This is a genomic window from Micrococcus sp. 2A (assembly GCF_039519235.1).
In the GTDB taxonomy this organism is placed as follows: Bacteria; Actinomycetota; Actinomycetes; order Actinomycetales; family Micrococcaceae; genus Micrococcus.
Map to the genome: position 1 here is coordinate 471,704 of NZ_CP154351.1, position 12,999 is coordinate 484,702.

Genomic DNA, 12,999 nt, shown 5'->3' on the forward strand with positions numbered 1-12,999 from the left:
CTCGGCCATCGTGTGGGCGTCGGAGGATCACGGGCCCCGGGAGCGTCGGTCAGACCTGCGCTCGGACCGCGGGGTCGACGCCGTGGCGGGAGCGCACCCGCCAGGCCTCGAGGACCGCGGGGTCGGTGGGCCGGGTCATCAGGCTGAGGAGGACGTACACGATGGCGGAGGCGGCCAGGCCGACGTAGATCGGCTCGTTCGCGAAGACGCCCTCGAAGGGCTCGGCCGCGTTCAGCTCGAGCCAGCCCATGGTGCCGAGGGTGCCCAGCGTCCCGACCACCATGGACCACAGGGCCGCCGTGCCGGTGCCGCGCTTCCATACGAGGCCGCCGACGATCGCGACGAACAGGCCGCCCACGAGGATGTCGTACGCGATGGTCAGGGCCGCCACCACGTCCGGGACGACGATCGCCAGCCCCAGCACGACGGCGCCGAGCAGCAGCACCCAGCCGCGGTTCGAGGCGAGCTCCGCCGCGGTCTCCGTGGCCGCGTCCTCGGTGGTGGCGCCGTCCTCGGAGGCGGCGGCCTCGCCGCGGAGGATCGGGAGGATGTCGGTGCGCATCACGGTCGAGGCCGCGATGATCGCCCCCGATGCGGTGGACATCATGGCCGCGACGGCGGCCGCCAGGGCCACGCCACCGACGCCGACGGGCAGCAGGTTCTGGGCGACCCACGCGAACACGTCGTCCGTGGTGGCGATGTCCGCGGTCACCGTGCGGGCGGCCATGCCGATCAGCGCGCCGGCGACGCCGTACACGATGCAGTACAGCCCCGCGGTGGCGCCGCCGATCTGGGCCACGCGCGGGGAGCGGGCCGTGAAGACGCGCTGCCAGACGTCCTGGCCGATCAGCAGGCCGAGGGTGTAGACCACGAAGTAGGTGACGATCGACTGCACGCCGATCCCGTCCCAGCTGAAGAACTCGGCGCCCAGGCGCTCCTGCATGGCGCTCCAGCCGCCGGCGTTGGCCAAGGAGAGGGGGAGCATGAGGGCGAACATGCCGATGGTCATGATGAGGAACTGCGCCATGTCCGCCAGGGTGATGGACCACATGCCGCCGAGCACGGAGTAGGCCAGCACGATGCCGCCGCCCACCAGGACGGACAGCCAGCGGTCCCAGCCGAAGAGCACCACGAAGATCGACGCGTAGGCGCCGGTGGAGGTGGCGGCGAGCATGAGCGTGTACGCGAGCATCACGAAGGAGGAGGCGTGGGAGGCCCCGCCGCGGCCGTACCGCAGGCGGAGCATCTGCGAGACGGTGTAGATCTTCAGGCGGGCGAGGATCGGGGCGAACGCCACCGACAGGATGAGCACGCCGACGCCGATGGCGGCCACGAGCCACGCACCGGAGAGCCCGAACTGGTACCCCAGGCCGACGCCGCCCACGGTGGCGGCGCCGCCGAGCACCGCGGCGGCCATGGTGCCGGTGAACAGCGCCGGCCCGAGGCGACGGCCCGCCACGAGGTAGTCCTCCGCGCTGGCTGCGCGGGTCTTGCCCCACCAGCCGAAGGCGAGCATGCCGACCAGGTAGACGGCGACGATGGTCAGGTTGATGGTCACGGGTGGTCCTTGGGGCGAGGGGATCCACGGCGCCGGGGATGCGGAGGCGCTGTGGGCGAGCGGGGCGCGGCCAGCGTGTTGCCGATCACACGATCAGGGTCTACGGTAAACATATGTTGTCCATCGGGCAACATGCCGTCCAGGATGACATCGCGACGTCGCCCGACGCGAGGAAGGAGCGCGATGAAGGCCCTCCCGCTCGAGACCGCACCGGCCCAGGCCTTGATCGGTCGTCGGCTGCGCGCGCTGCGCGAGGCGCGGCGGCTCACCGTGGCGCAGCTGGCCGAGGCGGCCGGGGTCAGCAAAGGTTTCCTCTCCCGCCTCGAGCGAGACCTGACGAGCCCGTCCGTCAACACGCTCGTCACCCTGTGCCAGGTGCTCGGCGCGAGCCCGGGCGACGTCCTGGACGCGCCCGAGGTGACGGTCGTGCGCCTCGCCGACGCGCCCGCCATCAGCCTCGGCGGTGAGGGCATCCGCGAGCGCCTGATCACCCCGCGCGGCAACCGCGACCTGCAGATCCTACGCGCGGAGATCGCGCCGCACGGCCGCGGTGAGACGGAGCTGTACACCGTGGACTGCCGCGTGGAGGCGGTGCACGTCGTCACCGGCCGCCTCGAGCTGCGGACCACCGAGGCCGTGCACCTGCTGGAGGAGGGGGACACCGTCACCTTCCCCGGCCGCGAGCCCCACTCGTGGACCAATCCGGACGGCCACCCCGCCGTCGTGCTGTGGACCCTCGTGGGCCACGCCTGAACCCGTGCGGCGCGCCCGCACCTGACAGGCCCCACCGACCAGACCGCACCGAACTGAACCACCCAGAGAGGACATCCAGATGCTCGAGATCCCCCGCGTCGAGGACAACGGCCGCATCGGCCCCGTGAACTCCGCCCTCGTGCCCCGCTACGGCGGCGCCCCCACCTACGCCCTGCTGCCCCGCCTGGACGAGGCCGCGGCCGCCGGCGTCGCCCCGGAGATCAAGGTCGTCGGCGTGCCGTTCGACGCCGGCGTCTCCTACCGCCCTGGCGCGCGCTTCGGGTCCGGCCACGTGCGTCAGTCCTCGCGGCTGCTGCGCCCGTACAACCCCGCCACGGGCACCTCGCCCTTCGCGCAGGCCCAGGTGGTGGACGCCGGGGACATGGCGGTGAACCCGTTCAACATCGGCGAGGCCATCGAGGCGATCCAGCAGGACGCGATGGACCTCACCGAGGACGGCGCCTCGCTTATGACCATCGGCGGCGACCACACCATCGCCCTGCCGCTGCTGCGTGCCGCCTCCGCCCGCGCGGGTGAGCCCGTGGCCCTGCTGCACTTCGACGCCCACCTGGACACGTGGGACACCTACTTCGGCGCCGAGTACACCCACGGCACCCCCTTCCGCCGCGCCGTGGAGGAGGGCATCCTGGACACGGAGGCCATCTCCCACGTCGGCACCCGCGGTCCCCTGTACGGCAAGAAGGACCTCGACGACGACCACCGCATGGGCTTCGGCATCGTCACCTCCTCGGACGTGTTCCGCAAGGGCGTGGACGAGATCGTGGACCAGCTGCGCACCCGCATCGGCGACCGCCCGCTGTACATCTCCGTGGACATCGACGTCCTCGATCCGGCCCACGCACCCGGCACCGGCACCCCCGAGGCCGGCGGCCTCACCAGCCGCGAGCTGCTGGAGATCCTCCGCGGCCTGCGCGGCCTGGACATCGTCGGCGCCGACCTCGTGGAGGTCGCCCCGGCCTACGACCACGCCGAGCTGACCGGCGTCGCCGCCTCGCACGTGGCCTACGACCTGGTGTCCCTCATGGCCGACCGCCGCGCCCAGCGCGCGGCCGCCGGGGTCGGGGCGTCCGCGTGAGCGCGCAGCACGCCTCCGCCCCGCACGAGGCCGCGGACATGGCGGCTGCTGCCGAGCACGCCGGCGGCGAGACGCCGGTGCGCAACGGCGGCGACCTGGCCGTGGAGACCCTGCACGCGCTCGGCGCCAGGACCGTGTTCGGCATCCCGGGCCAGCACGCGCTCGGGCTGTTCGACGCGCTCTCCCGCTCGCCGCTGGAGTTCGTCTCGAACCGCGTGGAGAACAACGCGGCCTTCGCGGCGGACGGGTACGCCCGCGCCACCGGCGAGGTCGGCGTGCTGTTCCTCTCCACGGGCCCGGGCGCGCTGACGTCCCTGGCCGGTCTCCAGGAGGCCTACGCCACGGGCGTGCCCATGCTCGTCATCGCCTCCCAGATCCCGCTCTCGGGACTCGGGGCGCGCCGCAAGGGGATGCTGCACCAGCTGGACGACCAGAAGGCCTCCGCGAAGAACGTCACCAAGGCCCAGTTCACGGTGCACCACGCCTCCGGCATCCCCTCGGCCATCCAGGACGCGTGGGCGGACGCCGTCACCGTGCCCCAGGGCCCCGTGTGGGTGGAGATCCCGCAGGACGTGCTGCTCGGGGAGGTCATGGTGCCGCCCGTGCAGGACGCGCTCGCGGTGCCCTATGACCACCCGCCGCGCGCCGAGCTCGTGGACGAGTCCGTGCGCTGGCTGAAGGACGCCTCCCGCGTGGCGATCGTGGCCGGCGGCGGTGTGCGCCGCTCCGGCCGCGCCGCCATGGAGTCCCTCAAGGACGTCGCGGAGCTGCTGCAGGCCCCCGTGGTCTGCTCTCCCGGCGGCAACACGGCCTTCCCGTGGGAGCACCCGCTCTCCCTGGGCGGATGGGTCGAGGACCGCGTCGTCACGGACCTGCTCGAGGACGCCGAGGTGCTCCTCGTGGTCGGCTCCGCGCTCGGCGAGGTCACGTCCAACTACTTCACGCTCGAGCCCCGCGGCCGCCTCATCCAGGTGGACGCGGAGCCGCGCGTGCTGGAGACGAACCACCCCACGCTCGGCGTCCGCGCCGACGCCGGCCAGATGCTCGCCATGCTCGCCGACGCCCTCCGCGAGGCCGGCGTCACCCGCGCCCAGCGGGAGGCGGGCTGGCACGGCCGGGCCGCGGCCGACGTCGTGGCCGAGACCAACGCCCGGGTCATCGCCCGCCTCGACGCGCAGGACCTCGGCCGGGAGCGCCGCCTCATGGCGGACATCCGCGCCGCGGTCCCGGCGGGCATGCAGACCTACTGGGACATGACCATCGCCGCGTACTGGGGCTGGAACTGCTGGGACGCGCAGGACGGCGAGTTCCACTCGGCGCAGGGCGCCGGCGGCCTCGGCTACGGCTTCCCCGCGGCGTTCGGCGGCGCGCTGGGCCTGGCCCACCTCGGCCGGACCGGCATCGACGGGCGCGTGCTCGCCGTGGCCGGCGACGGCTCGGCCATGTACTCCATCGCCGAGCTCGCGGCGGCGAAGCAGCACGATGCGGCGGTCACGTGGCTGATCGTCGACGACGGCGGCTACGGCATCCTCCGCGAGTACATGGAGGGTGCGTTCGGCAAGGCCACCGCCACCGAGCTCGACCGGCCGGACTTCCAGCGGCTCGCGGAGTCGTTCGGGGTCCCGGCCGAGACGGTGACGGTCGAGGATGTGCGGGGCGCGCTCGAGAGAGCGTTCCAGGCCGAGGGGCCGAACGTCGTCGTGGTGCAGACGCGCCTGGCGATGTGGGCGCCGAGCCACCTGGGGGAGGCCCCGGAGGTCTGATCCGCCCCCGCCTGAGCGACGAGCCCGGCGGGACCTCAGTACAGTGGCGCCATGACCACTGTGAGCCCCGTCACTGCCCGCTCCGAGCACCGCGCCGACGTCGTCGTCCTGGGGCACGGCCTCGCCGGGCTCGTGGCCGCCGCCGAGCTGCTCGGGGCGGGCCGGCGCGTGGTGCTCGTGGATCAGGAGCGCGCCGCCGACCTCGGCGGGCAGGCGTGGTGGAGCTTCGGCGGCCTCTTCCTCGTGGACTCGCCCGAGCAGCGGCGCCTCCGCGTGAAGGACTCCGTCGACCTGGCCTGGTCCGACTGGCAGGCCACCGCGGGCTTCACCGACCACCCCGACGACGCCATGCCCCGCGCGTGGGCCGAGGCCTACGTGCACTTCGCCCACGGGGAGAAGCGCGCCTGGCTGCGCGAGCGCGGCCACCGGCTCTTCCCCGTGGTCGGCTGGGCGGAGCGGAAGGTCCCCGCGCCCGGCGTGGGCGGCAACTCCGTGCCCCGCTTCCACATCACGTGGGGGACCGGCCCGGGCATCGTGGAGCCGTTCTCCCGCATCGTCGAGCGCGCCGCCTTCGACGGCCGCCTCACCTACCTGCCCCGCCACCGCGTCACGCGCCTGATCACGGAGTCCGGTGCCGTCACGGGCGTGGAGGGCCACGTCCTCGCCGACGACGACGGCGCCCGCGGCACGGCCTCGAGCCGCACCGTGGCGGGGGAGTTCCGGGTGGGCGGGGCCGCCGTCGTGGTGGCCAGCGGCGGGGTGGGCGCCGACCACGACGCCGTGCGCGCCGCGTGGCCCGACCGGCTGGGGACTCCGCCCGCCGAGATGCTCTGCGGCGTCCCCGCCTCCGTGGACGGCTCCGGCATGCGGGCGGCCCGGGAGGTGGGCGCCGCTCTCGTGCACCCGGATCGCATGTGGCACTACACGGAGGGCGTGGCCAACCACGACCCGATCTGGCCTGGTCACGGCATCCGGATCCTGCCCGGGCCGTCGTCGCTGTGGCTCGACGCGACGGGCCGGCGCCTGCCGCATCCGCGTTGGCCCGGATTCGACACCCTCGGCACGCTGCAGGACATCCGCTCGCCCGGCTCGACGGCGGCGGGCGGCCGGGCCACGGAGCAGCGGCCCCCGGCGGACCGCACGTGGTTCGTGCTCAACCGGCGGATCATCGGCAAGGAGTTCGCGCTCTCCGGGTCCGAGCAGAACCCCGACCTGACCGGCCGCTCGATCCGCCAGGTGCTGGGCCGCGTCACGCAGGACGTGCCCGGCCCCGTGCAGGCGTTCCTGGATCGCGGCGAGGACTTCGTGCAGGCCGACTCCGTGGGGGAGCTGGTCGCGCGGATGAACGCGCTCGTCCCGGACGGCCCCGCGGTGGACGAGGCGGCGGTGCGGGCCGCCGTCGCCGAGCACGAGGCCGGGGCCGAGCGCCCCGGCACGGACCGCCAGGTGGACGCCGTGCGCGGCGCACGCCGCTACCTCGGCGACCGCCTCATCCGCACGGTCGCCCCGCATCGGCTCACCGATCCGAAGGCGGGGCCGCTCATCGCGGTGCGCCTGCGCACGCTGACCCGCAAGACCCTCGGCGGGCTGCACACGGACCTGCAGGGGCGGGTGCTGGACGCCGGCGCCGCCGTGATCCCGGGTCTCTACGCGGCGGGCGAGGCGGCCGGCTTCGGCGGGGGCGGCATGCACGGGCACCGCGCGCTCGAGGGAACATTCCTCGGCGGGTGCCTCTTCAGCGGCCGCACGGCCGGGCGGGCCGCCGCGGCCGAGACGGCCTGATCAGTCCGTGCGGTGCGCGTCGATGCCGGCCGCGCCGTCGTCGTCGGTGCGCTCGGGGTGCTTCCCGAACGTGAAGTGGCGGCCGCTCAGGCGGGTGACGTCCACGCGGACGTAGTAGTCCTTCAGTGTGGGCACCCACGGCGTGATGCCGAGCGCCTCGGCCTCGGTCACCTCCGCCTCCGTCTCGAGGCGGCGCGCGGTGCCGCGGGCGAGCACGGACCACGCCTGGTCGGCCAGGATGCCGTCCGCCTGCACCACCACGTTGGGGTTGACGGCGAGCTCCGCCAGCTTCGAGCCGGGGGCCGTGCGGAAGTACACGCCGCCGTCGTGGACGCGCACGTTCACGGGCACGATGTCCGGCTCGCCGTTCACGGCCAGGCCGAGGCGCGCGTGGCGGGTGTGCCCGAGGAGCCTCCACGACTGCTCGTCGGTCAGGGTGAGCACGGGCTCGCCGTCGGCGTGCGGGAACATCAGCCCGTCGCCGGGGCGCGCCGCGGGGTCGAGGCGCTGCATCGGGGGAGCGGTGGGGTCCTGGTGGCGATCGGTCATCACGGCCTCCTCGGGGGGTGAGAGGACGGCGCCACGGGATGCGACGCCGGTCACGTCTCCACTCTAGGCCCGGCTGTCGGCGCGGACGGCCAGCAGCTCGCCCAGCACCGCCTCCGCGGTCGGCGCCGCCCGGTGCGGGGCGAGCGCCAGCGCGAACGCCGCTTCGTGCGCGCGCGGCGAGTCCGGGGTGAGGCCGGCACCGCCGGGGCCCGCCGGCGTCAGGTACGCGCCCCCGGCCCGGCGCAGGATGAGCTGCCCCGCCGCGACATCCCACGGCTTCGTGTCCACGAGCAGCGCGGCGTCCGCCCAGCCGGCGGCCACGTGGCAGAGCTCGAGCGCTCCGGACACCGTGCGGCGCACCGTGGCGTACGTCGCCACGAGCCGCCCGAAGCGGCGCAGCGCGCCCTCGCCCTCCGCGTCCAGCGCCTCGCCCGCCGGATAGGAGGTCACGACGTTCAGCGCACGCTCACCGCCGGCGGGGGCCGGGCGCCCGACGTCGGCCAGCGGCGCGTCCCCGAGGTACGCCCCGGTCTCGTCGGCGGAGAACGCGAGCCCGTTGACCGGGTCCAGCACGACGCCGGCCACCACCTCGCCGTGCACGACGGCCGCGATGGACACGGAGAACATGGCGAAGCCGTGCGCGAAGTTGGAGGTGCCGTCGATCGGATCCACGATCCACTCGAGCGGGGGACCGCCCTCGGCGTCCGCGCCGCCCCCGTGGCGCCCGAGCTCCTCGCCGAGCACCCGTGAGCCCGGCACCGCGGCGGTCAGCGCGGCGACGATCCGCTCCTCGGTCCTCCGGTCGTGCACGGTGACCAGGTCGTGGTGGTTCGACTTGGTCTCGGCGGACGCCGGGGCGCCGCGGGTGGGGCCGGCACGGAACGCCGCGGCCAGCGCGGGCGCCACCGCCCGGGCCGCCGAGAGCGCGACGGCGCGCAGGGCACCGGGGGGTGGGACGACGTCGTGGGGGGAGGCGGCGGGGGCGACCATGGCTCCCAGCGTAGGCGCGGGGGACAATGGGGGGACCCGACGCAGAGGAGACGCCCATGAGCGAGGACCGCACGCTGACCGGCCCCCAGGAGCCCACCCCGGAGCGCGTGGCCGCGGTGCGCACTCTGCGCGCGGTGCTGGCCGGGGGCGAGGGGACGCCGGAGGGCGTGCCCGCGGGGGATGCGCCGTCCCTGTCCGCCGACGACGACCGCGTGATGAACGGGCTGATCGCCGCGCAGGAGCTCTCCGGCGTGGATCTCGACTACCTGCGGCACGTGGACGCCGTGAGCGACCGCGGGATCGCCGCGGCCTCTCTGGCAGACCTCGGCACGCTGTTCACGTACGTGCTGCGGGGCGAGCGGTTCTCCGAGGGTCACATCCGGGCGGCGATCGCCACGGGCAAGGTCGCCCGCATGCTGGACCGCCTCGCGGAGTGGGTGCCCGAGACCCGCTGAGACCCGCGGTCGCCGCGGTGCACTACCCTCGGCGGTGGACGCCGCCGGGCCGCACGCACCGGGCGGCGCCTCGGCCCCTGCTCGTGGAAGGACGCCCCCGTGCCCCGCCCCGTCGCCTCGAACTCCGCCTACTTCCCCGGCCTGGACGGCCTGCGCGCGCTCGCGGTCCTGCTCGTGGTGGCCTACCATCTGGGCGTGCCGCACGCCTCCGGCGGCCTGCTCGGCGTGGGCGTGTTCTTCACGCTCTCCGGCTTCCTCATCACCGCGCTGCTGCTGCGCCGGCACGAGCGGCACGGCGAGCTCGACCTCAAGGACTTCTGGATCCGCCGCTTCCGGCGCCTGCTGCCGGCCGTCGTCCTGGTGCTGATCGCCGTGCTGGCCGCCACCGCGCTCGTGGAGCCGGGGGAGTGGGACGAACGCGTCGGCGAGTCCCTCGCCGCCCTGTTCTACGTGGCCAACTGGCACACGATCCTCACGGGCGGCAGCTACTTCGAGCAGATGGACGGCCCCGGGCCGCTGGACCACCTGTGGTCCCTCGCCGTGGAGGAGCAGTACTACCTCGTCTGGCCCCTCCTTCTGCTCGGGCTGCTGGCCCTCACCCGCGGCCTGGGTGGACGGCGGCGCACCGTGGTGCTGTTCGTCGTCGTCGTCCTGCTGGGCACGGCGTCCATGGTGCTGCTGGCTCTCCTCGCGGATCCGCTGGGGGACACGACGCGGGCCTACGAGGGCACCGACACGCGGGCCGGCGGCCTGCTGTGGGGCGCGGCCCTCGCGCTCCTGTGGCGGCCCGCGAGCGTGGGGCGGGTGCGCGGCGCGGCCGTCTGGGCCCTCGACCTCGTGGGCGTCCTGGGCCTCGCCGGGATCCTGGCCCTGGTGGCCACCACGGACCAGGACTCGCCCTCCCTCTACACGTGGGGCATCGCCGCGCTGACCGTGGCCACGTGCGCCGCCGTCCTTCCCCTCGTGCACCCCGCGTCCCGGCTCGGCCGCGTCCTCGGCGTCGCGCCGCTGCGCTGGATCGGCGCGCGCAGCTACGGGATCTACCTGTGGCACATGCCCGTGGTCGCCTTCCTGCCGGACCGCGCGCTCTACGGCCAGCCCGTGCTGCGCGGGGCCCTCATCCTGGGGCTCACCCTGCTCATCGCGGCCCTGTCCTGGCGGTTCGTGGAGGACCCCATCCGCCACCACGGCCTCCGCGCCGTCCTGACGGGCCGCGCGCCCGCGCGGCGGTCCGGGGCGGAGGGGGAGACGACGTCGGGCGCCTCCGCGCGCTCGCGAGGGTCCCGCGGGGTGCGGTCCGGCCTGGCCGCGGCGGCCGTGGCCGTGCTCGCCGCGGCGGGCCTGGCCGGGCTGACGGCCCTGCCGCAGACCTCCACCAGGGAGATCGTGGCGCAGGCCGGGCACGCGGACCCGGCAGTGCAGGACGCCGACCCGGCTCAGGGCGCCTCCACGCCGCCCGGGGAGGGCCTCGGCTCACCCGTGACGGCCCCGGCCTCCGCGGCGAGCCCGTCGGCCGCCGCCTCGTCGGCCCCCGCGCCCGCCACGACCTCCTGCACCGAGGTGGTGCACATCGGCGACTCCAGCTCCCTGGCCTCCGGCAACACCGACGCGACCGTGATCAAGGACCCCGCCCTGCGCATCACGGCCCAGTACGAGGACGTGGGCGTGGAGGAGGTCGTGGAGGACATCCGGCCCGGGCGCGGGATCGTCGAGCGCTTCGAGAAGGACCCGGGCCAGACCAACGCCGTGCAGGCCATCACGGCCCATCTGCCCGGCCTCGACCCGGACGGCTGCTTCGTGGTCAACGTCGGCATGAACGACGCTGCCCTCTTCACCAAGGTGGACATGTGGGACCAGCGGGAGCCGCGGATCGACATGGTGATGAAGGCCGCCCAGGGCCGACGCGTCCTGTGGGTGGACGTGATGCTGATGCCGTGGGCCGCCCTCCCGAACTACACCATGGAGGGTGCGGCCCGTTTCAACGAGGGGCTCGTCGCCGCCACCGAGCGCCACCCCAACCTGTGGGTCTACGACTGGGCGCACGACGCGGCGGACCGCCCCGAGTGGTTCGGTGAGAAGGACTCCCTCCACAACACCGTGGCGGGGGCGGTCGCGAAGGCCGCGAACATGGCCGAGGCCCTCACGCTGGCCTTCCCCGCGGGCCGGGAGCCCTCCACGGAGCGGGTCATCGTCGTCGGGTGAGAGCCGCACCCCCCGGCGCACCCCCGACCGGGCCCATGCGACATACTGGGGCCCATGCCCGCCGACGCCGCCCGCACCGATCCCGCCCGCCCGCCGCGCCAGGCGGGGGTTCCGACCCCCGCCGAGAACATGGCCACCCACCTCCAGGAGAGCTGGAACCGGTGGCACCGTGCCCGCGCCCTGCGCGCCGGCCACGTGCCCACGGCCATGGCGTTCACGGGCTACGGCTCCACCTCGTGGGTGCGGGTCTTCTCCCGCGTGGTGATCGCCAACGACGCCGACTTCCTCAACGGCCGGCGTCTGTCCAAGGTCGTGGCCGACGGCGTGCGAGGCTGGCGCAACTTCGTGGCCCCGCCCATGGCGTACGCCGAGGTCACGGTCACCGTGGGGGAGCGGACCACCACGGTGCGCGCCGACCGCATGGGTGTGGTGGACGCCGTCATCGACGTCCAGCTGGAGCCCGGCTGGCAGACCGCCACGCTGGACGTCGGCGACGAGGAGTCCGTGACCATGGACCTCTACATCGCGGACCCGGCGGCGCGCGTCGGCCTCGTCTCGGACATCGACGACACCGTGGTGGTCACGTCCCTCCCTCGCCCGATGCTGGCCGCGTGGAACTCGTTCGTGATCGACGAGCACGCCCGCACGCCCACTCCGGGCATGGCGGTGCTGCTGCGGCGCATCGCCGAGCTGGAGCCGCACGCGCCCGTGATCTACCTGTCCACGGGCGCATGGAACGTGGCGCAGACCCTCTCCCGCTTCCTGGGCCGCAACCTGTACCCGCTGGGCGCGCTGCTGCTCACCACGTGGGGTCCCACGAAGGACCGCTGGTTCCGCTCCGGCCAGGAGCACAAGGTCACCCAGCTCCAGCGCCTGGCCGAGGAGTTCCCGGACATGCAGTGGATCCTCGTGGGCGACGACGGCCAGCACGACCCCGAGATCTACGCCGACTTCGCGCATCGCCACCCGGACAAGGTCAAGGCGATCGTGATCCGTCAGCTGACCCCCTCGGAGGCCCTGCTCGCGGGCGGCCGCGCGGAGGGCACCCGTCAGTCCACCCCCGGCATCCCGTGGTGCTACGGGCCGGACGGGGCCGCCCTGTCCGAGCAGCTCGAGAAGCTGCGCATCCTGCCCGTGGAGTTCGTGGACGTGCACCCGGAGGGCTGGCGGGAGGACATCCTGGGCGACGACGCGACGGCGCTGGGAGTGCGAGAGACGTCGGACGAGGCGGCGGAGGACGACGCGCTGGCGCGGCGTTCCGTGGCGGAGGGCTCGTGACCGGCGCCGCGGAGCTGCGCTCCGTGGAGGTGCGCATCCCGCTGCGCTGGGCGGACATGGACGCCTACGGCCACATCAACAACATCGCCGTGGTGCAGCTGCTCGAGGAGGCGCGCGTGGCCGCGTTCGGCGTCCCCTCGGGGACGGGCGCGGGCGGCGGGGCGACGGTGCCGATCGACCTGCTCGAGGGCGTCGGCGAGGGCGTGCGCACGTTCATCTCCGAGCACACCGTGAAGTACCGCGCGCAGATGCCGTACCGGCCCGTGCCGCTGCGCGTTGTCGTGAGCGTGGACGCGGTGAAGGCGGCATCCGTGCACGTGGGCTACCGGCTGCACGACGGCGTGGACGACGCCCTGTGCGCCACCGCCACGTCCGTCATGGTGTTCGTCGACGGCGCCACCGGCCGCCCGGTGCGAGTGACCCCGGAGCAGCGGGCGGCACTGGCCGGCTGAGGTGGGCCGCTGACCGGTCGGCAGCCGCCCAGCGACATCACCGCCGTGCAGCACGGCTGCGATGTCGCAGAGCGGAGGTCGACCGCTCGGGCTCGCAGAGTCGAGACAGGGCCCGCGGGAT

11 protein-coding genes are annotated in these 12,999 nt (G+C 74.5%); 8 read left to right on the plus strand and 3 right to left on the minus strand.

All coding sequences use genetic code 11. From position 1 onward, the window contains the following. Nucleotides 1-49 precede the first annotated feature (49 nt). Nucleotides 50-1,558 (minus strand): sodium:solute symporter, encoded by a 1,509-nt coding sequence (locus AAG742_RS02235; protein WP_298713933.1) that lies wholly within the window; start codon nt 1,556-1,558, stop codon nt 50-52. Nucleotides 1,559-1,741: 183 nt separating this feature from the next. Between AAG742_RS02235 and AAG742_RS02240 the strand changes: the two genes are divergently transcribed. The 4 genes from AAG742_RS02240 to AAG742_RS02255 all read left to right on the plus strand — a co-directional run bounded on the left by AAG742_RS02240 (nt 1,742) and on the right by AAG742_RS02255 (nt 6,952). Next, nucleotides 1,742-2,311, plus strand: coding sequence for an XRE family transcriptional regulator (locus AAG742_RS02240; RefSeq protein WP_298713935.1), 570 nt, complete (start codon nt 1,742-1,744; stop codon nt 2,309-2,311). Nucleotides 2,312-2,390: 79 nt separating this feature from the next. After that, nucleotides 2,391-3,407, plus strand: coding sequence for an agmatinase (speB, locus tag AAG742_RS02245; protein ID WP_298713937.1), 1,017 nt, complete (start codon nt 2,391-2,393; stop codon nt 3,405-3,407). A gap of 38 nt (nt 3,408-3,445) precedes the next feature. After that, on the plus strand, nt 3,446-5,170 hold the full coding sequence (locus tag AAG742_RS02250; protein WP_298714252.1) for a thiamine pyrophosphate-binding protein: 1,725 nt from the start codon (nt 3,446-3,448) through the stop codon (nt 5,168-5,170). Nucleotides 5,171-5,221: 51 nt separating this feature from the next. After that, nucleotides 5,222-6,952 (plus strand): FAD-binding dehydrogenase, encoded by a 1,731-nt coding sequence (locus AAG742_RS02255; RefSeq protein ID WP_298713939.1) that lies wholly within the window; start codon nt 5,222-5,224, stop codon nt 6,950-6,952. Here the strand turns inward: AAG742_RS02255 and AAG742_RS02260 are convergent, their stop codons facing one another. Continuing rightward, nucleotides 6,953-7,501: a pyridoxamine 5'-phosphate oxidase family protein gene (locus AAG742_RS02260; protein WP_298713941.1), complete on the minus strand. Its 549-nt coding sequence runs from the start codon at nt 7,499-7,501 to the stop codon at nt 6,953-6,955. Nucleotides 7,502-7,564: 63 nt separating this feature from the next. Continuing rightward, nucleotides 7,565-8,491, minus strand: coding sequence for an inositol monophosphatase family protein (locus tag AAG742_RS02265; protein ID WP_343282231.1), 927 nt, complete (start codon nt 8,489-8,491; stop codon nt 7,565-7,567). A gap of 56 nt (nt 8,492-8,547) precedes the next feature. On the opposite strand from AAG742_RS02265, the gene AAG742_RS02270 reads away from it, so the two are divergent. From AAG742_RS02270 to AAG742_RS02285, 4 genes are all read left to right on the plus strand, one after another. Further along, nucleotides 8,548-8,946 (plus strand): DUF6508 domain-containing protein, encoded by a 399-nt coding sequence (locus AAG742_RS02270; protein ID WP_298713945.1) that lies wholly within the window; start codon nt 8,548-8,550, stop codon nt 8,944-8,946. 99 nt (nt 8,947-9,045) lie between these two features. After that, nucleotides 9,046-11,148 (plus strand): acyltransferase family protein, encoded by a 2,103-nt coding sequence (locus AAG742_RS02275; protein WP_298713948.1) that lies wholly within the window; start codon nt 9,046-9,048, stop codon nt 11,146-11,148. A gap of 54 nt (nt 11,149-11,202) precedes the next feature. Continuing rightward, nucleotides 11,203-12,426 (plus strand): phosphatase domain-containing protein, encoded by a 1,224-nt coding sequence (locus AAG742_RS02280; RefSeq protein WP_298713949.1) that lies wholly within the window; start codon nt 11,203-11,205, stop codon nt 12,424-12,426. Next, nucleotides 12,423-12,878, plus strand: coding sequence for a thioesterase family protein (locus AAG742_RS02285; protein WP_298713952.1), 456 nt, complete (start codon nt 12,423-12,425; stop codon nt 12,876-12,878). The genes AAG742_RS02280 and AAG742_RS02285 overlap by 4 nt, the downstream gene beginning before the upstream one ends. The last annotated feature ends 121 nt before the right edge of the window (nt 12,879-12,999 follow it).

Coding starts and splice junctions, on each gene's coding strand:
- AAG742_RS02240 (WP_298713935.1), top strand. CDS start 1,742: ATGAAGGCCCTCCCGCTCGAGACCGCACCGGCCCAGGCCTTGATCGGT.
- AAG742_RS02260 (WP_298713941.1), bottom strand. CDS start 7,501: ATGACCGATCGCCACCAGGACCCCACCGCTCCCCCGATGCAGCGCCTC.
- AAG742_RS02255 (WP_298713939.1), top strand. CDS start 5,222: ATGACCACTGTGAGCCCCGTCACTGCCCGCTCCGAGCACCGCGCCGAC.
- AAG742_RS02280 (WP_298713949.1), top strand. CDS start 11,203: ATGCCCGCCGACGCCGCCCGCACCGATCCCGCCCGCCCGCCGCGCCAG.
- AAG742_RS02265 (WP_343282231.1), bottom strand. CDS start 8,491: ATGGTCGCCCCCGCCGCCTCCCCCCACGACGTCGTCCCACCCCCCGGT.
- AAG742_RS02270 (WP_298713945.1), top strand. CDS start 8,548: ATGAGCGAGGACCGCACGCTGACCGGCCCCCAGGAGCCCACCCCGGAG.
- AAG742_RS02250 (WP_298714252.1), top strand. CDS start 3,446: ATGGCGGCTGCTGCCGAGCACGCCGGCGGCGAGACGCCGGTGCGCAAC.
- speB (WP_298713937.1), top strand. CDS start 2,391: ATGCTCGAGATCCCCCGCGTCGAGGACAACGGCCGCATCGGCCCCGTG.